We start from the raw sequence: 18,301 nt of genomic DNA on the forward strand, positions 1-18,301 counted from the left end.
CATGAATATCGACCTCTATGGATTCGGCCCGGCGCTCGCCGCCGGCGCGCTGATGACCGTCAAGCTTGCGCTCTGTGCCCTGTGCCTGGGACTGGTGCTCGGGCTGCTCGGCGCCTTGGCCAAGACTTCACCGTACAAACCGCTGCAATGGCTGGGGGGCGCCTATTCGACCCTGGTTCGCGGCATACCGGAACTGCTCTGGGTGCTGCTGATGTACTACGGCACCGTCACATTGATGAGCGCATTGGGCGAGGTGTTCGGTAATCCCGAACTGGCCTTGAACCCGTTCGCCGCCGGGGTGATCGCCCTGGGCCTGTGCTTTGGCGCCTACGCCACGGAAGTGTTTCGTGGCGCGATTTTGGCGATCCCCAAGGGGCATCGGGAAGCGGGGGTCGCACTGGGCATGTCCAAGGTGCGGATCTTCACCCGGCTGATCATGCCGCAGATGTGGCGCATCGCCCTGCCGGGCCTGGGTAACCTGTTCATGATCCTGATGAAGGACACCGCGCTGGTGTCGGTGATCAGCCTGGAAGAAATCATGCGCCAGGCGCAGAACGCGGTGCTGTTCAGCAAGTTACCGTTCACCTTCTACCTGGTGGCGGCCTTTATGTACCTGGGGCTGACCGTCCTGGCCATGACCGGCATGCATTTCCTGGAAAAACGTGCCGCTCGCGGTTTTGTGAGGACCACATAATGGAATGGGAAGTCATCTTCAAATGGCTGCCGAAGTTCTTCCAGGGCGCGGTACTGACCCTGGAACTGGTGGGCATCGCCGTGGTGCTGGGGTTGATCCTGGCGGTGCCGCTGGGTATCGCCCGGGCGTCGAAGCTCTGGTATGTGCGATCCCTGCCCTACGCCTACATCTTCTTTTTCCGCGGGACGCCGCTGCTGGTGCAACTGTTCCTGGTGTATTACGGCCTGGCGCAGTTCGACGCGATTCGCGAGAGCTTTATGTGGCCTTACCTGCGCAACCCGTTCTGGTGTGCGACGGCGACCATGACGCTGCACACCACCGCGTATATCGCTGAGATCCTGCGCGGTGCGATCCAGGCCATTCCGCCGGGGGAGATCGAAGCGGCGCGGGCGCTGGGGATGTCGCGGGCCAAGGCGATGGTCTACATCATCCTGCCGCGCGCGGCGCGGATCGGCTTGCCGGCTTATAGCAACGAAGTGATCCTGATGCTCAAGGCCAGCTCGCTGGCGAGCACCGTGACGCTGCTGGAACTGACCGGCATGACCCGGACCATCATTGCGCGCAACTACCTGACGGTGGATATGTTCTTCACCGCGGGGGTGTTCTACCTGGTGATCTCGTTCCTGCTGGTGCAGGCGTTCAAGCAGGTGGAGCGCTGGATGCGGGTGGATGCCTGCCAGGGGCGGTGACTTGAAGGGCGCGAGGGACTTAAAATCCCCTGCGCCCAGCCATGGGATTTTTGGTGGTCTCAAGGGCCCTTTCGCGGGCAAGCCCTGCTCCTACAGTCTGATGTCGTGCACAAGTTCTGCGTACGACACAAACCTGTAGGAGCAGGGCTTGTCGGATCGCCGCACCGCCGCGAAGACGTCAGCCCAACCACCCCGGAACCCCAGCATGCCCACCCTCCTCCAAGGCCCCACCCTGCAAACCCGCTTCAAGGCCCTGGACGCATTCCTCTCGGCGCACCAGCACCTGTGGCGCCCACGCCCCTTCACCCACCTGCATCTGCCGTGGGAAAGCCAACACCCGGAACTCGCCACCTGGCTACGCCAACGCAGCCTCGACGATGCCGAAGCCAGCCACAACCACCCGGAACACCTCGCCGCCCCCGCGCCGTTTCCCGCGTTAGCTGCCGAATCCCAGGCACTGGCTACTGTCGGAACACTCCCCGACAGCGCCCTGCCCCCTGCCAATCACCGCCTGAACGTCGACGTCCCCGGGCGCAAATGGCAACAAATCGAAGCCTTCGCCAGCCGCCTGGACTTCGCCCAATCGCCCACCCACTGGCTAGATTGGTGCTCCGGCAAAGGCCACCTGGGCCGCCGTCTACTACAACCCGGCCAACACCTGACCTGCCTGGAATACGACCCGGCCCTGATCGCCAGCGGCCAGCAACTCAGCCAGCACCACCACCTACCGGCCCAACACCTGCAACAAGACGTCCTAGCGCCTGATGCCGCCGCCCGCCTGAACGCCGAGCACACCCCGGTCGCCCTCCACGCCTGCGGCGACCTCCACGTACGCCTGATGCAACTCGCCAGCCACGCCGGCTGCCGCCAACTGGCGATCGCCCCTTGCTGCTACAACCGCATCAGCGCCGCGAACTACCAGCCTTTATCCGCCGCAGCCCAGGCCTCGACCCTGCATCTATCCCTGGACGACCTCGCCCTGCCCCTGAGCGAAACCGTCACCGCCGGTGCCCGGGTCCGCCGCCAGCGTGACACCTCCATGGCCCGGCGCCTGGCCTTCGACCTGCTGCAACGCCGTCTGCGGCAAACCGACGACTACTTGCCCACCCCCTCGCTACCCAGCGCCTGGCTCGATAAACCCTTCGCCGATTACTGCCGCGACCTGGCCGCGCTCAAGGAGTTATCCACAGTCGGCGAGCAGAATTGGGCGGAATTGGAAACGGCAGGCTGGCAACGACTGGCGCAAGTGCGCAACCTGGAACTGCTACGCGGACTGTTCCGCCGCCCGCTGGAACTCTGGCTGGTGCTGGACCGCGCGCTGTTCCTCGAAGAGCAAGGCTATGCGGTACGCCTGGGCTTATTTTGCGAAAGCCCGTTGACGCCGCGCAATCTTATGCTACTGGCAGAGCGCCATTGACCGCCCTGGCGCACGACGCAGCCTGTGGATAAGTCTGTTGATGCTTTTCCCGAAGACGCCCTGAAAACGCCGCCTACAGAGCAAAAAGCTGACTGATCATTTTTTGTTCACAAAATAAAGCACCGGAAAAACAGATAGTTGCAGCGTGATGAGAACGCGTCCACAAAATTGCATTCTCAGCGCGCCAACCACCAGTCACTTGTGCATAAGCGTTTTAGTCAACAGATATAACGCGCTTTTTTCCACATTCTGAAAACGCCACAACCCCCTGTAGGAGCTGGCTTGCCGGCGATAGCGTCCGCTCAGGCGATGCAAGACTCACTGGCCTCATCGCCGGCAAGCGGGCTCCAACAGGTTCTCGTATTAGCCTGAAGCCCCCTCAGCAATGCCTCCCGAGCGGCCAACACAGCTTGCTCAACCGCCTCACCACCATGGACAGTGCCCTCCAGATAGATAAACGTCAGCTGATGAATGCCGATGGAATTGAGGATCGCCTTTAAATAAGGCGTGAGAAAGTCCGGCTGACGAGCCTGTTCGCCCTGAATCAAGCCCCCGGAACTGACCAGCACAAAGGTCGGGCGATCCTTGAGCAGACCAAACTTCTCCCCCGCACCGTTCACCCCGAAACTGCGTTGAATACGTACCACATGATCAATCCACAGCTTCATGGCGGCGGGCAGCGTGAAGTTGTGGAGTGGTGTGCACAGCACCAGCAGATCGCTGGTCTCGAGCTCGACGATCTGCCGCTCGGACGCATGGATGGCCACGTTGTCCATGCCAGCTACCGAGGTCACGGCCGACGCATAGTCGCTGGTCAGGGCGGGCAGCGGTTCACCGCCCAGTTGGCGATCCATGAGCGTGCTGATGCCCGGCCAGTCGCCCAGCACGTCAGCGGCCAAACGATAAACCCGAGCCGCCTTGCCATGGGGGCTGAAATTCAACAACAGGGCGCGGCTCATACCGCTCTCCCCGTACTGAGATCCTGGGAAAAGTGCATACCTTTAGCCAACAACCCCTGACGAAAATAGAAACGTTGCGCCAACGGCATATGCATCCCTGTGTCGAGCACCAGATAGCGATAACCCAAGGCCCGCGTGTGACGGCGCACCTCCTCCAACAGCCCGGCGCCCAGCTCGCGACGCTGTTGCGAAGCCGTCACCACCAGATCATCGACATAGACGAAGCGCCCATACAGGGTGTTCTCCGTCACCCGAAAGCCGGCCAGGCCGATCACCTGCCCGTGCTCGCGCAGCGCCAACAGGCGAAAGCCCTGCTCGCCCTGACGGAAAACCTGCTCAACAAAGGAATCCGCATCGGTCAGATGCGGCCGCAGCTCCTGCATCACCGCAAAACATTCGCGGCACTGGGCTTTGCTTTCGACCAGCGCGTATTCGAGATCATTGCCCATGGGACGTTTCCCCATGCTGGCGCACGCTGGCCGGCACCAGCCGGAAACTGACACCGACGCGGTTAAGGGCGTTCATCAGGGCGATTGCCAGGGTCAGGTCGGCCACTTCCTTTTCGCCGAACACCGCGGAAACGGCCTGGAAGTCTTCGTCCGGCACATCGGTTGCGTGCACCCGGGTCACGCTTTCGGCCCAGGCCAGGGCGGCGCATTCACGGCGGTCGAACAATGCACCGCCTTCGCGCCAGACCGGCACCAGCAGTACCTTGTCGAGGCTCACGCCCAGCTTGATCAGATCCCGGGAATGCTGGCTGATGCAGAAGGCGCAGCCATTGATCTGCGAAACCCGCAGGTACACCAGGTCAATCAGGTGCGGTTCAAGCCCGCAGCTTTGCAGATAGCTTTTAACGCCGAACAGCGCTTTGTAGCCCAGGGGTGCGGCGTCGAGGTAATTGAGACGTTGAGTCATGGTTGGCTCCCGTTTGAGGTGGGTGAAATCATGGGTTGCAGTCTGCGGTGCGTTGAAACCGGCCGACAGGGCCAAGATCGCGCAAGCCGTTTGGGACATGAGCGCTACTGAATCGGGCCAGCCATGGGGTTAAACTGCGTCCGTTCTGCATGACCACGGAAACCCCATGCCCATTTCCAAAGCCGCCACTGAACCGGGGTTGCCCAAATACCTGGTGGTCTATCGACGCATTCGTAGCGCTATCGATGAAGGCCAATTGCGGCCCGGCGATCGCGTGCCTTCGGTGCGCGCCCTGGCGGCAGAACTCAATCTGGCGCGGGGCACCGTCGAGGCGGCTTATGAGCTGCTGATCAGCGAGGGTTACCTGACGGCGCGTGGTCAGGCCGGGACGGTCATTGCCCTCGATCTGCCGGTGAAGGTGGCTCCGAGCCCATCAGCGGAAAGTGCCGCGCCGACGGAACAGGATCAACCGCTGCTCCTGCAAATGGGACTTCCAGCGCTGGATGCCTTCCCGCGAAAACTCTGGAGCCGGCTGATCACCCAGCGTGTCCGACAAACCGATATTGCCGGCCTGGGCTTCAGCGACCCGAGAGGCTACGCGCCGCTGCGCTCGGCCGTTGCCACGTACCTGGGGTTGTATCGAGGCGTGCAGTGCACGCCGGACCAGGTGTTTATCTGCACCGGTTACAACGCCGTGCTCGAACTGGTTTGCGAAAGCCTGGAGATGACGGGCCAGGGTTGCTGGTTTGAGGAACCTGGTTATGTGCATGCGCGGCAGATGTTGCTCAATCGCGGTGTGCAACTGGTGCCGGTGCCGGTGGATGCCGACGGTCTGCGGGTGGAGCACGGTATCCGCCTGAATCCGACGGCGCGACTGGCAGTGGTCACCCCGGCCCATCAGAGCCCGTTGGGCGTGGCGTTGAGTCCGGAGCGGCGCAAGACGCTGCTGGATTGGGCGCAGGTGCAGTCGAGCTGGGTACTGGAAGACGACTATGACAGCGAGTTTCGCTATCGAGGCCGCCCACTTCCCGCGCTGAAGAGCCAGGATGTGCATGATCGCGTGTTATACGCCGGGACCTTCAGCAAGATGCTGTTTCCGGGGTTGCGGTTGGCGTATCTGGTGGTTCCGAGGGAACAGGTTGAGCGTTTTGAACAGGTCGCCCGACTGTGGCGCAATCGCTGCCCGGAACTGTTGCAAGCGACGGTCAGCGACTTTCTGAGTCAGGGTCACTTTACCCGGCACCTGAAGAAGATGCGCCAGCTGTACAGCATGCGTCGGGCATTGCTGGTCAAGGCGTTGGAAGAGGTGGGCCGCGGGATATTGAAGGTCGACCCGCAGGCTGGGGGGATCAATCTGCTGGTGCGGGTGTTGATTGATGTGCCGGATGTCCGCATAGCCAAGCAGGCGCGGGCGGCGGGATTATCGATTGAGCCATTGTCGCGCTGGCAGGTGGTGGCCGGGCAGGAAGGCGGGTTGTTGATGACCTTTACCAACGTCGCGTCGGCCGAGCAGGCGGCTGAAATAGCGGACCGGTTGCTGATGGCGATCGAGGCGGCGCGGTCGGCGGATCAGGACAAAGCCCAGGGTTGCCGGCATGGGCGGATCACAAGAACGCCACCTTCGCAAAAATAGTCAGATATCAGGGGTTTACAGAACCTCGCCAATCGCTATAATCGTCGCCCTAACACGCCGGTATAGCTCAGTTGGTAGAGCAACTGACTTGTAATCAGTAGGTCCCGGGTTCGACTCCTGGTGCCGGCACCATTCAAGGTTCCATAGAAGGCTTACAAAATCTCTGGAACCCCCGAAAAACCCGCCTTCTGGCGGGTTTTTTCGTTTTGGCGTTCCGTCGGGTTCCGTCAAAATCTGCTGGAATCCAGTCGTTTTAGGGGTAAATTTAAGGGTAACCAGCCAGTTCGATAAAGGGGAGTACCCTTATGTCGCGCACCACTGCCCCACTCAGCGATGCAGCCTGCCGTTCGGCAAAGCCCACTGACCGCGCCTACAAGCTTTTCGACGGCGACGGCCTCTACCTTCTAGTCCAACCCAATGGCCGTAAAGGCTGGCGTCTCAGGTATGTAAAACCTGATGGCCGGGAAGGACTCACCTCGTTTGGCAACTACCCCGTCATTACCCTCGTAGAGGCTCGCCGCAAACGCCTGGAAACCAAGCGCCTCTTGGCCCAGGGGATTGATCCGGTCCAGCAGAAACAGGAAGCCAAAGCCGACGCCGAACTCAAAGGTCGCAGCTTCGAAAGTGTCGCGACAGCGTGGCACAAACAGATGTCCGCCAAATGGGCGCCGGGGCATTCCAAAACGGTGATGAGCCGCCTCAAGACCCACGTTTTTCCAGTGATCGGCGCTCGCAGCATTGCAGAGCTGGACACGTTCGATCTTCTCCAGCCATTGGAAGCGATCAAGCAGCGGGGAACGATTGACGTCGCGTTAAGGGTACAAAACTACCTGCAGAGCATCATGCGCGAGGCCAAACGCTGCCGACTGATTACTGCAAATCCGGCGCACGACCTCGAAGGCTCGATCAAGGCCTCACGAGTCGTTCACCGGCCTGCCCTCCCCCTTTCCCGCCTGCCGGAATTGCTCGCTCTCATCGACAACTACCAAGGGCGAGCACTGACCCGCCTTACCGTACTGCTGTCGCTTCACGTCTTCGTGCGCTCCAGCGAACTGCGCTTCGCCCGCTGGAGTGAATTCGACCTCAAGCGCGGCACCTGGGAGATACCGGACACTCGGCCGGCGTTGGACGGTGTACCCTTTTCCACAAGGGGTACAAAAATGCCCGGGGACATTCACCTTGTACCCTTATCGCCACAAGCGGTGGCTCTGCTGGAACAGATCCGTATCCTCACCGGTGAATTTGACCTGGTATTTGCTGGCGATGCCAAGCCGTGGAAACCCATGTCTGAAAATACGGTGAACAGCGCGCTTCGGAAGATGGGTTACGACACCAAAACCGAAATCTGCGGCCATGGCTTTCGCTCGATGGCCTGTAGCGCGTTGATTGAGTCAGGACTCTGGTCCGAGACCGCGATTGAAAGGCAGATGAGCCACAAGGAACGCAATAACGTCCGAGCCGCTTATATCCACAAAGCCGAGTTCATCGAGGAACGCAGGCTGATCATGAACTGGTGGAGCCGGTACCTGGAGGCCAATCGGCAGGAACATGTCACTCCGCACGAATTCGCAAACCAGACCGGCAAGAATGTAACTCGACTCAAGTCGAAAGAACGTGCGAGCAGGTAGCGTGTAGCTCACTACTCACCCATCGATTACGGGGTCTCTCAGCCTAAGTGTCAGTACCGATGCGAAACCGCCCCTACCTACCGGGCAAGAACTGACCACCTAGGCAAAATGCAGCTTTGCAAACAGCCATACCGCCCAAGAAGCGACAGGTGGAAAGTCAGTACTCTTACCTTCCCCTGCCCAGTAAGAGCCTTGAGGTTCTCAAGTCCCTTACTGGGGGCAGCTTTGTGATCTCAGAGATCGATTTCATGGGTCCAATTTGGCACGCCATGACGGGCTAAGTGGTCGACCAAATGCCGCGAGCCATAAAAGCGGTTACGCCCTCCCGAGGAATAGACAAGTGCAGACTGATCGACTTTTAGACCTGCGTTTCTTGCATTGCCGGTTAACCGGGCCAAGAGACCGTCGTTATCGCCGTTGGTAGACTTCGCATTAAACAATGCGTAGTCAATCCATCCACCTGTAGTCGAACGGGTTCTTACATGGGCCATATCAATTTTCATGGTTCGTCCCTCAGCGTTCTTTGTTAGCTTGAGAAACCAACGACCCGGCGAGTGTCTTCGTCGCTTCGCTGTATTTCTCACTCTGAAGTACCTGCCCAGCTTTATGCTCCATATCAGCACCGGTTTGCTTATCCGTGTGCGTCTGAGCAAGCGCTGAAGCCGCCAAGCTCTTGGCAATGGCTGAGGCATTTGGGTTGCGAAGCGTCTCGGACGCGAGTTGAGCAACCTTATTCGATGTAGCTTTGGTGTTAGGTCCCATGGGGGGCCCTCCCGATTTTGAGTTAAACAAGCCATCGGGGGGACGCCGAGCAGAGAGTCATTGACGGTTAAGTCACGATTTGGCTCAATGCAAGCCCCCTTGGGCTACGCATAGTTTTCTGGCTTTGGGCGGTGCGAGTGATGGCATTCTGGTCTCGACAACTTCGTGCCATCACTCGCAGATTTTTGACGCTTAACCCAACGACAGATTGTTGGCGAAGAACACAACATGTAGTGTTTTTCTACGCCAAGAACACAAGATAATGTGCCATCAAAAGTTATGCAAGCCCATTACCTGTGCATAACTTATGGGTAATTTGTAATAAAATAATTCACGCGCACCTCGATCTCCCATAGGGCAGCGTCATCGCTCACAAACTCTCGGACCGGACTAGCGAGAACGTCGCTTAGCCAAAGGTAAATTGGGCGCAATAAAGTAAGCGCTTACCGGCAGGATTTCAGTGATCCGCTTGTCCACACGGGTCCATCCAGGCAGGACTGCAAAGCCGCCCCGCCTGGATGGACCTCACTTAAAAATCTAAAGCCCGCCCCACAGTCTGTGGAAAACCATAGATTTCCACTGGTGGATAATTTCATCCACAGCCCTGGAATTTCCAAAAGTCAGGGCCTTGACCCAAATTATCCACAGGCGTAAAAAAGATCGGGCAAAGCGCTGTCGTCGACAGCAGCCCAGGTAGCCAGAACCTTTGAGGCTACGCCACTTCCGTGGTGGTTCATCCCCAGTGCGATTAGCATCCGGCGGCTCGCACGGTCACTACCCATGTGATGGATGCCTACTTCTCCCAGAGTGCCGTTGCGGCAACTCACACTTCGTCATAGCTGTCTCAGCCTTGCTATCTCATTGGCCATTTCATTGCGCCAACCTGCGCCCGTCTCTTTCTCCCGGAAAGAGACGGGCGCAATCCCCTCTGCCGCAGCCCAAGCCGTACAGGGCTTTGCGACAACTCGTCCCATGACAATCGGCGTGACAAACACCGAAACGTCAGCTGCCACAGCGATGCAGATGATGGTGCCGCAGTCCACGGAATGGACTGCACCTGACTGACAGTCAGGCATGCCCCGGTCATCGCACTGCTGCCTTTATCCGACTCTGGATCTTGCGGCACCGGTCTCGTCAGCCAGTGCAGCCTCCACCCGCCCACCGATCTCGGTGTTCAGGAGGCCAGATCATGAGATGCCCACGCTCCCGGCCGTAAGGAGCCGCCAGTCCCGCGTCAGTGGACAACCCTCACAGGTCGCAGGGGCCTTGATCCCTGATAACACTCAGCATTCTTGGCGGGGTGAGGTGGGGGATGGGTTTAACGGTTTGGATTGGAGAGGAGTTTGATCATGGCTCTGGTCGGTCGACGTGACGGGCGCAATTTTGGTTATGGGCGGCAACTGAGCTATGCCGGGCTGCAGGCATTGCGGGACATGTTTGGCGGCGGGCATTACGGTACGGTCAAGGCGCACAGTGATCGCTGGCAAGCATTTGTACGGTGGTGCCGGTCGGATGATGGACCAGGATTCAACGATGCCCGCCAGATAGATCGGCAGACGTTGTTGGATTACGCCAGGTACCTGCGAAGCCAAGTTGAGCACGGTGAGATAGTCATCGCGACCGCGCAAAACCGATTGTCCAGCGTAAACCGAACCCTGGCGGCGCTTCGTGGTGATCGGTATGTATCGGTGCCGAGTCCGAGCAAGGCGCTTGGACTGCGGCGCACCACTGTCCGCACAACGGTTCCACAGGGTCAGGATCGTGACCAGGTCATGCGGATTGTCGATGTGCTCTGCGAACATCAGCAACCGCGTGCCGCTGCCATCGTGCAGTTGGCGCGATCAACGGGGATGCGCTTGCGCGAGGCTATTTTGGCCGATCTTCCGCGCCTACAGCGTGAAGCTGAGCAATTCGGCAGAATCAATATTCAGGAAGGCACCAAGGGTGGCCGTTCAGGCGCCACAGCACCTCGCTGGATCATGTTGAATGATCACATCCGCGACGCACTGGCATTCGCCCTTTATGTCTCGCCTGATGGTAGCCACAACCTGTTGGCCCCGCACGAAAGCTACCTGGACTTCATACGAGGGCCAGTCCGCTCCGCTAGAAACCTGCTCCATAGGCACAGGCTCAAAGGTTTTCACAACTTGCGGGCGGCCTATGCATGCGAACGGTATGAACAAATCACCCATCAGCCCGCGCCGATCAACGGCGGCTATTGCTACAGGCTCGACCGATGTCTCGATCAGGAGGCTCGACTGCAGATCAGCTATGAGCTCGGGCATGGTCGTGTAGACGTGGTATCGGCCTACATTGGAGGTAGAGCATGAGCAAACCATTCGATATGGAACTGTTCCTGAGGGGCGTTCTGACCGGATCGCACGCCACTCGTCAGCGTCACCTTCGCCAAGCGAATGCAATCCAGGCAGCAATCTCTAGCCGCTGGCACCGAGAGAATCCATGGACCTGGCAGCAAAAACATCTCGTATGGTTTCTAAATCATCATGTGAATCAGTACGCTGAATCGACACGCTATTACTACCTGTTGACCATGCGATTACTCACTCATCGCTTAGGGAAGCCTTGGCAGTTTTTGCGTTCAGTGAGAGTCAGCAATCGGCCGATTCTGTTGAAAAAGTCGGTCTCGCTTTTCATGACAGAAAAGTACGCGTCTGAGATTGAAATCCGTGTTTTGAGCAGAGGGTGCAGGGCTCAGATTTCACGTAGCAGCGTGCAAAAATGACGTTTTCACTGCTCAATGCATGGATCGCTAGCCCGGGTCGACTTTTTCAACAGAATCGGCCGATAGCCGCCTGCCGCATCGGCGCTGCCTGGGCATCGACGCTGGACAAGCACTGACGTGGCTAGGGGCTGCCGCTTCGAACTATTCGCTCCAGATTGTGCGGAATGCCTAGAGACCGTGCCTACGGAGGTAGCGGGAGATTTTCGGAGCGACTAGATCTGACAAATCGAAGCCTGCCCTTACTTGGTCATAGATGAGGCGGCTGACTGGGGCGTCCGGTCGAACATCCCCGGCTGTAATTTGAGCCTCCAGTCGGGGTACCTTTAGCACCGTAGCGCCTCTGTAAACGACCCAACTCTCACGGTTTATGAATGGATGGCAACCAGGCTGCAGGACACATGCAGAATCATGAAACGTCCCGGGCTGGATAGATGAAAAATTTACTACCAGCACGCTCATCTCGTTGATTTCGCCACAATGAACAGGATCGTTCATTACCACGTGGAGATGCGGGACAGGCCCAGTGAGGATGAACAGCGTTCCTTGCTGAAATACAGTCCATGGCGGCATCACGACATCTCGGCGAGTTTCTGACCTAGCAGCCTTCGGGTTTGAAGCATTTCGACCTTCTCATGAGCTTGAACTTTGGTGAATCCAAAGGATTTGAAGGTCAGCTCGGCGTCAATTGGCTTGCTGGAAATGCCGGGGTTCTCCCATTCCGGCAGCGTATGGACATAATCCACTAAGTCCCAGCGCTTCATGTGGCCAAATTTCGCAAACACTTCGTCAAGAATCGCCAAGTCTGCTCGAGAAAGCTCATCAAGCTCATCCCATGCAAAATTTCGCTGGAGTGCCACTTTGTTGTGTTGGATTGGGGAAATGAGCGCACTCCACGCATCACTTCGACGAGTGCCATTCATCAGATCCAAGGTTGCTGAAAGAATCGGGCCGTTTTTCATGTTGCATTGGGAATCGTCAGACATTGGAACGTCGTAGCGTTCCATACTCAAGCGATCAGCCAGATAGAGCAGCTTCATCAGCTTGATGTGAGCCATCGGAGCTTCGCGGCGAGCCAAAAAGAAAGCCGCCATCTGGGCTACTTTTTGTTCGGAAAAAATCAAGAGTCACCTCTCTTGCGCCATCCATGGGCACTGCGGTTCGCGGGCGCGAAATTATGGGCGCATGTATCCCTTAGTCAATAATATCAGGCGAGCATTCCAAGGAAGCAGACGAGTGGTCGCGCTTCCTGACCTATCAGATATCGGCGCTCTGCCGCGATCCTTGATAGGGGTATAGCACGATTTCGAGAACCGCAACCGATTGGTCGACGATACGATGGCTTTATGCCGCATCTGAGAAGACGATGTCGTTTTGGGAGCTATTTTTGTCTTCGAATCTAGCTCTTGTGCAGATACTGTTGAATTCGACGCAGAAAACCTACGTCGAAAGCCTCTCGGTCACCCTTGGCAATTTCATGGGCAAAATCTTTGTCTCATGGTACTGGATCTTCTCTTGAGTCATTCGCGGCCAGCCACGTCGAGGAGATCCTGATGGGTCGGGATGATGGTGAACCGAGTCGCTGAAAAGCCAGGGTGTAAAGTGCTATGCCGTCGGCGATCAATCGATGAGCCAGTCGTTCCTGTTCCTGATCACGGAAGGCCACGCACCGGGCACCGTCCAGACAGAGCCTCGCGGCAACACGGAAATGAGCTGCGGCCTCATGAGGCTTGAGAGACGCCAGTCTGATCAGGTCGGACGGTGGAAGACGGGACAGTAGGGAGCGATCAATCATGGAAGGGGTCTCCGTGATCGAGGTGCAGCGAGGTCGGACGTAACGGGCGGTGCCCGTGCGTAAAAGGGGGATAAGTCATTCTCCTTGCCTCCTCGGACAGTTAAGGAACTGACTCCCGCCGTTGTCACGCGGATTAGGGAGGCAGACCGTGCGAGGGTGACAAACCGGCGTCCGAGGGAACCGGCCAGACCGAAGCCTGCCCCACACGGTCCGCCATAGGTGCACTAGCCGAACGCAAAAATGCGGCAGCTAAACAGCCATGACGCGATACCGCGCCTCGAACACTTTAGAGTTGTCACACCCGGCCACAGGATTGACTGTGGCGAGACTAGGCTAGCGGCAGGGTTGCAAATCTAGTAGCCAGACCATGCCCACGCAACAAAGGTATGTGTCTTGTTATTTCGTAGGTCTTTTCCGATGAATCCCTTCGTAGCCAAGGCATTCCAGCCCCAGGTAATGCGGGACAACGCCACAGCCATTGCTGCAACAGCTGAGGCTTTACCAAGCACGGCCTCACCAGTTACGCACGCTGAGGGTGCCGGTAGAGGTATAAAAACCATGCCCATGAGATTTCTCTTTATTTTTCAGTGGTAAAAGAAAAATAAATCCGCCCGCTTTCCGCCGTAACCTCAATCAATCGAGGGCTACCTATCGATCTTCACGCGTATGCCACAGTCGCAGCAAATAGACGGTGGATTCATGAATCTCGTAGCGCATCTCATAATGGCCGATCAGGATTCGGCGCACATCTCGTGGTTCGAACTCTTCCAGCCGTTCGCCAATACGCGGATTGGTCAGCAGTATGCTTGGGGCCGCCGTGAGCTGTTGAACCGTATGCGCGGCGGCGGGCCAGTTCACTGTAGCCAGAAACTCGTACAGCCGAGCAATGTCTGAAAGCGCCTTGCTGGTCCACTTCAACTCCATCAGCGCGGTACCGGCAGCGGCGTATCGGTACTAAGGCTGTCGGCCCAGGCCTGGACCGCTTGGTGGTCAATCACACGACCGGCATCAACATCGGCCAGAGCCTCGCGAGTCAGGCGACTGCGCTCTTCTTCCTGGTCTATCCAGGCGGACAAAGCCTGCTTGAGGATCCAGTTCTTGGAGCGCTCCAGCCGCTCAGCCATCAAATCGATTCTCTCGGCCAGTTGCACCGGGACGTGAGCCGTGACGGATCGGGTTTTCGCGCTAGCTGCCATGGTGGGTGACTCCTGTGTTGCGAGAATCAGCAGGCTCTCGCTAGATGGATGGTCGCTTCGGGTATCGCGATCAGCCATTGTGATGAGTTTCGATTAATAATTAATCATAATTAATAATCGTGCATCGTCAAGGACCATCGGCACCACGCCAGTCCATCTTTCAGCACTTCGGCAGGGATTTTTCCGAGCACAGCCTCACCCGATTACCTACGCTGAGGATACAGATAGGGGTATGAAAAACCATGCCAACGATATTTCCCTTTATTTTTCAATAACAAAGGGATTAGTTCGACTCCTGGTGCCGCACCATATTAAAAAGCCTCGCAGCGATGCGAGGCTTTTTTTTGCCTGACGAAATGTCCTGCCAGCTTGGCTTTCGGGGGGCACGCCTCCCAAGGCGACGAGTGCCGCTGATGCGGAGCCAAACAGGTAGTTGAATAAGCTATACTCTCGGGCACCCATCCGTGGAGAGCAGACGTGGAAAAGCTGAGTTTTCAAGCCAAAAAAGCCTACTTCGCCAAACACCGTAAATCCAACTTCGCGGCCAGCTTGCGCCTCGAGGGGTTTACGACCTCCCCGAATGACGATCACAAGCTTCCCACTCGCGAAGCTGCGCTCATGGCCGTTCGGCAAATCAAAGCTTGAGTAACGACAAATACGGGGTCGATCAGGACCCCTACTGTTACCCGGGAACAGGCATCCTCAAAAATCTACTTGATTTGCATGAAGAGGACGACCTCAACGAGGCCGAACGCTATCTCACTGAAACTGCCGCAGAGCGACTTGAGTTCATAGAGCCACCCTACAGCCTGGATACTCTGAAACAAATTCATCGCACCCTATTCTCATCTATCTATAGTTGGGCCGGCGAGATCCGGACGGTGAAGATCAGCAAAGGTGGAAATCAGTTCTGCGTCCCTGATCGCATAGAGCCGGAAGCCGCCAGAGAATTCCGAAAAATCGAGTCCAACGGCTGGTTTGAAGGCTATTCACGCGACTTGCTGGTCACAGCCGTCGCCGAGTCCTACGGTACGTTGAACGTCGCACACCCTTTCCGAGAAGGTAACGGGCGAGCCCAGCGAATGCTGTTCGAATGGATCATCGTCAACGCGGGCTACGAGATCAATTGGTGGGAAGTCGACAAACAAGAATGGATTGAAGCGAATCATCAGTCATTTCATGGTGATGATGACCAACTGATCCAGATATTTGACCGCTGCATTGGTCTGCCGATCATGGAAGACACGTACTCCTAAACACACCGAAAAAATAAATCTGAGAATCATCTGGCCGGCCTCCCCACCTCACGGAGGTGGCGCAAAATTCAAGGTGCGAACTTAGTCTTTTGCTGTGAGGAGGCCGTGATGACCGTACTCAAGCAGCAACCTCAAGAGAAGCGCCCGGTGCAGGTGTTCAGTTTTGGCGAGCCGGAGCCGGTGCTGTCCAACGAATTGGGCGGATATCTCGGCGTGTTCGCCAGCCACGACGGTCGGCTGTATACGCCGCCAGTGTCTCGCACCGGGTTGGCCCGGTTGCTACGCGCCAACGCGCATCACGGCACGATCCCGCGCTTCAAGCGCAATCTTTTGCTGCGTGACTTCCAGCCCTCGGCGGGGTGCAGTGCAGAGACGATGGGGCGCGCTGCACTGGACTTCATGGTGTTCGGGGAGGCGTACTTTCAGCGGCTGCGCAATGTGATTGGGCAGGTGCTGGAGCTGCGTCATCTGCCGGCGATCAATATGCGCTGCAAGGTCGGCGGCGGATTTGTGATGCTGTTGCCCCATGGGAAGGAGCTGCACTTTGACGCAGACGAGGTGGAGCACGTGAAGGAGTACGACGTTGAGCAGGACATCTACGGCGTGCCGGATTATCTGGGGGGCATGCATGCGTTACTGCTGAACGAGTCAGCGACCCTGTTTCGGCGCCGCTATTACAACAACGGGGCCCATGCAGGGTATGTGTTTTATACCAACGACCCCGACCTGTCGGAGGAGGACGAGAAACGGCTGAAACACCAGATTGCCGGGAGCAAGGGCGTCGGGAATTTTCGTTCGTTGTTCGTGAACATTCCGGGGGGGAGCGACAAGGCGATTCAGATCATCCCGGTGGGGGATATTGCGACGAAAGACGAATTCGAGCGGGTGAAGAACATCACGCGCAACGACGTGATCGCCGCGTGGAGGATGAACCCAGCGTTGGCCGGGGTGATGCCGGAAAATGCGGCAGGTTTTGGGGACATTGAAAAGATCGACCGGGTTTATATGAATAATGAAATACGACCGATTAGGCAGCTGTTTTTACAAGTGAATGGGTGTTTGAGGAGTGAGCAACGGGTCGAGTGGCTAGAGATAAAGTGACCTAGAGACATCCTTGGATATTCTCGGACGTGAGAACGGCTGCAAGAATGGGGCTTTTACGTCCCCATTCTTGCAGAAGCTTGCTCAAAAAAAACTCGTACTTGATATGACTTAATTTTCCGGACTCTCAGTAGTGCCGATAGACATCGGGCGCAGTTCACTAAGAAAGTATCGAGGGTCGCAATCGTATTTTCCTCTGCCGTCGGATGGAATCATGCTGGGCTAGGCCTTTAACCTGAATTTTTGAGCTGTGATCCCGCCTCTCTCATTGAGGACGATGCGGTTACCCTCAAAGGCGCCTCCCCCCCAAACACTTAGAACCCTACCGTAACCAATCTGTTGGATATATACAAGGCCGTCTCCCGCATCCCAAATATCCCAAGAGCTCCCCCAAGTATTAGCGACGACATCTTGTCCAGACTGTCCTGTAGCTATATACATGCTAGGCGCCGTGAAGGATTGAATTTCGTATGCACCTACTATCGAGCTAGGTTTAAACACCCAGAGCGGGAATAACGAAGTGGCCGTGCTAATAATTTTTATGGCATTATCCTCGGCACTTTTAAACTCGAGAAAAAAGCTTCGTTTAAAGCTGTACATATTTTCACTGGCCCCGTTGGAATGGTTACCGCCCGGTTCGAGCCATATGTATGTGCCTGATCTGACGTTGTAGAATCGGGGGTATCGGTACTCTTGCTCATTGCAGTTCTCCTTTGTTTACTGGTGAGGTAACAACAATGGATACAGCAATGGCAAAGAGTAGAGCGCTTGCCAACAACTGGCTGACACATAATACCCGAGCACTCAGTGTAGCTGAGTGCTGAGAAACGCAAGCTTGCCCACGCATCGCGCGTGAGGATCATGCGCCTCCATGCCGGTGTTTTGGGGCGATTATTGGCCGGGCTTTTTAGGGCGTCTGCGCGTCACGAATACGGCGGCGATGGCCACCATCGTGGAGCCGATCATGCCAGCACCGATTTCAGGATGCCCTAGGTGGATGAGATACCCGCCTAGCAGCAGCACCCCGAAAGCCAAAGCGCCACCGATGTTTTGGCCTCGCCGCTCACGTTGCTCAATCAGGTGCAATGAGTTAGACCTAACTGTCAGATCGGTAGCTTGATTGTTTAATGTTGCTGTGAGTTCTTCTTTACGAACTTCAAGCATGCCCATTTCCATTTTGTGCCGATGAGTTTGCTCATTCTTCATCAACTCGAACATGAGGTGGGCGCCGCCTTCTACAACGGACTCGTATTCTCTTAGTTGTCGTGCTGACAGAGTACCTGCAAGGTGTCGCTCTTCGGCAATCGAAATGGCGACCATTGAGATTGCGTCGAGAGTGGCTTTGCTTTGGCTACTGTTGAGCAGTGCACTGATGGCGGGATCGTATTCCCCCAACGCTTGCAGCGCGGCGGAGACTTCTTCTACGATTTCGCCGGAGTCAGCGGTGGGGTCTAATTCGAGTGTTGTTTCTTTTTCACCCGATGCTTTAGGTTCTGTCTGTTTGATCATCGGTTAA

At 56.9% G+C, this 18,301-nt stretch carries 18 protein-coding genes, 1 tRNA gene and 1 pseudogene; 11 read left to right on the forward strand and 9 right to left on the reverse strand.

What is annotated here, in order from left to right; translation table 11 throughout:
• Nucleotide 1 precedes the first annotated feature (1 nt).
• The 3 genes from M5B42_RS07260 (at nt 2) to M5B42_RS07270 (ending at nt 2,800) form a co-directional block, all read left to right on the forward strand.
• The gene (locus M5B42_RS07260) at nt 2-694 is read left to right on the forward strand and encodes an ABC transporter permease subunit (protein ID WP_248745401.1); all 693 of its coding nucleotides are present in this window, start codon (nt 2-4) and stop codon (nt 692-694) included.
• Nucleotides 694-1,383: an ABC transporter permease gene (locus tag M5B42_RS07265; RefSeq protein ID WP_103498929.1), complete on the forward strand. Its 690-nt coding sequence runs from the start codon at nt 694-696 to the stop codon at nt 1,381-1,383. The genes M5B42_RS07260 and M5B42_RS07265 overlap by 1 nt, the downstream gene beginning before the upstream one ends.
• Nucleotides 1,384-1,588: 205 nt before the next feature.
• Entirely contained in the window at nt 1,589-2,800 is a 1,212-nt protein-coding gene (locus tag M5B42_RS07270) for a methyltransferase (protein ID WP_248745402.1), read from the forward strand.
• Nucleotides 2,801-3,102: 302 nt separating this feature from the next.
• Here the strand turns inward: M5B42_RS07270 and M5B42_RS07275 are convergent, their stop codons facing one another.
• Genes M5B42_RS07275 through M5B42_RS07285 form a run of 3 tightly spaced genes read right to left on the reverse strand, consistent with a single transcriptional unit; the run spans nt 3,103 to nt 4,674 of the window.
• Nucleotides 3,103-3,759 (reverse strand): NAD(P)H-dependent oxidoreductase, encoded by a 657-nt coding sequence (locus tag M5B42_RS07275; protein ID WP_248745403.1) that lies wholly within the window; start codon nt 3,757-3,759, stop codon nt 3,103-3,105.
• Nucleotides 3,756-4,208 carry a GNAT family N-acetyltransferase gene (locus M5B42_RS07280; protein WP_177103209.1) on the reverse strand — a complete coding sequence of 151 codons (453 nt, stop codon included), beginning with the start codon at nt 4,206-4,208 and terminating at the stop codon, nt 3,756-3,758. Before M5B42_RS07280 ends, M5B42_RS07275 begins: the two co-directional genes overlap by 4 nt.
• Nucleotides 4,198-4,674: a carboxymuconolactone decarboxylase family protein gene (locus tag M5B42_RS07285; RefSeq protein ID WP_152737813.1), complete on the reverse strand. Its 477-nt coding sequence runs from the start codon at nt 4,672-4,674 to the stop codon at nt 4,198-4,200. The genes M5B42_RS07280 and M5B42_RS07285 overlap by 11 nt, the downstream gene beginning before the upstream one ends.
• Nucleotides 4,675-4,840: 166 nt before the next feature.
• Here M5B42_RS07285 and M5B42_RS07290 point away from each other — a divergent pair, with 166 nt between their 5' ends.
• The 3 genes from M5B42_RS07290 (at nt 4,841) to M5B42_RS07300 (ending at nt 7,935) form a co-directional block, all read left to right on the forward strand.
• Nucleotides 4,841-6,307: a PLP-dependent aminotransferase family protein gene (locus M5B42_RS07290; RefSeq protein ID WP_248745404.1), complete on the forward strand. Its 1,467-nt coding sequence runs from the start codon at nt 4,841-4,843 to the stop codon at nt 6,305-6,307.
• A gap of 56 nt (nt 6,308-6,363) precedes the next feature.
• Nucleotides 6,364-6,439: transfer RNA gene (locus M5B42_RS07295), tRNA-Thr, on the forward strand.
• 173 nt (nt 6,440-6,612) lie between these two features.
• Nucleotides 6,613-7,935: an integrase arm-type DNA-binding domain-containing protein gene (locus M5B42_RS07300; RefSeq protein ID WP_248745405.1), complete on the forward strand. Its 1,323-nt coding sequence runs from the start codon at nt 6,613-6,615 to the stop codon at nt 7,933-7,935.
• Nucleotides 7,936-8,168: 233 nt separating this feature from the next.
• On the opposite strand, the gene M5B42_RS07305 is transcribed toward M5B42_RS07300, so the two are convergent.
• Both M5B42_RS07305 and M5B42_RS07310 read right to left on the reverse strand, forming a co-directional pair.
• A complete protein-coding gene (locus M5B42_RS07305; protein ID WP_083875371.1) occupies nt 8,169-8,438 on the reverse strand; it encodes a hypothetical protein in 270 nt (89 codons plus the stop codon).
• 10 nt (nt 8,439-8,448) lie between these two features.
• A complete protein-coding gene (locus tag M5B42_RS07310; protein ID WP_248745406.1) occupies nt 8,449-8,697 on the reverse strand; it encodes a hypothetical protein in 249 nt (82 codons plus the stop codon).
• A 1,349-nt stretch (nt 8,698-10,046) separates the two neighbouring features.
• On the opposite strand from M5B42_RS07310, the gene M5B42_RS07315 reads away from it, so the two are divergent.
• Nucleotides 10,047-11,027, forward strand: coding sequence for an integrase domain-containing protein (locus M5B42_RS07315; RefSeq protein WP_248745407.1), 981 nt, complete (start codon nt 10,047-10,049; stop codon nt 11,025-11,027).
• Nucleotides 11,024-11,290: pseudogene (locus M5B42_RS07320) on the forward strand (hypothetical protein); the annotation flags it as partial. The gene M5B42_RS07315 and the pseudogene M5B42_RS07320, both read left to right, overlap by 4 nt.
• Nucleotides 11,291-12,009: 719 nt before the next feature.
• Here M5B42_RS07320 and M5B42_RS07325 read toward each other — a convergent pair.
• From M5B42_RS07325 to M5B42_RS07335, 3 genes are all read right to left on the reverse strand, one after another.
• The gene (locus M5B42_RS07325; protein ID WP_248745408.1) at nt 12,010-12,561 is read right to left on the reverse strand and encodes a Panacea domain-containing protein; all 552 of its coding nucleotides are present in this window, start codon (nt 12,559-12,561) and stop codon (nt 12,010-12,012) included.
• A 1,319-nt stretch (nt 12,562-13,880) separates the two neighbouring features.
• Complete coding sequence (locus tag M5B42_RS07330; protein ID WP_248745409.1) at nt 13,881-14,156, reverse strand: type II toxin-antitoxin system RelE/ParE family toxin; 276 nt, start codon at nt 14,154-14,156, stop codon at nt 13,881-13,883.
• Complete coding sequence (locus M5B42_RS07335; RefSeq protein WP_248745410.1) at nt 14,156-14,428, reverse strand: ribbon-helix-helix domain-containing protein; 273 nt, start codon at nt 14,426-14,428, stop codon at nt 14,156-14,158. Before M5B42_RS07335 ends, M5B42_RS07330 begins: the two co-directional genes overlap by 1 nt.
• Before the next feature lie 477 nt (nt 14,429-14,905).
• On the opposite strand from M5B42_RS07335, the gene M5B42_RS07340 reads away from it, so the two are divergent.
• From M5B42_RS07340 to M5B42_RS07350, 3 genes are all read left to right on the forward strand, one after another.
• A complete protein-coding gene (locus M5B42_RS07340) occupies nt 14,906-15,073 on the forward strand; it encodes a YhfG family protein (RefSeq protein ID WP_090234743.1) in 168 nt (55 codons plus the stop codon).
• Nucleotides 15,070-15,684, forward strand: coding sequence for a Fic family protein (locus M5B42_RS07345; protein ID WP_152737815.1), 615 nt, complete (start codon nt 15,070-15,072; stop codon nt 15,682-15,684). Before M5B42_RS07340 ends, M5B42_RS07345 begins: the two co-directional genes overlap by 4 nt.
• Before the next feature lie 180 nt (nt 15,685-15,864).
• The gene (locus tag M5B42_RS07350; protein WP_248745518.1) at nt 15,865-16,785 is read left to right on the forward strand and encodes a phage portal protein; all 921 of its coding nucleotides are present in this window, start codon (nt 15,865-15,867) and stop codon (nt 16,783-16,785) included.
• 891 nt (nt 16,786-17,676) lie between these two features.
• On the opposite strand, the gene M5B42_RS07355 is transcribed toward M5B42_RS07350, so the two are convergent.
• A complete protein-coding gene (locus M5B42_RS07355) occupies nt 17,677-18,294 on the reverse strand; it encodes a DUF2335 domain-containing protein (RefSeq protein WP_248745411.1) in 618 nt (205 codons plus the stop codon).
• Between the last annotated feature and the right edge of the window lie 7 nt (nt 18,295-18,301).

Origin of the sequence: Pseudomonas sp. MWU12-2037 (assembly GCF_023242345.1) — a bacterium.
In the GTDB taxonomy this organism is placed as follows: domain Bacteria; phylum Pseudomonadota; class Gammaproteobacteria; order Pseudomonadales; family Pseudomonadaceae; genus Aquipseudomonas; species Aquipseudomonas gingeri_D.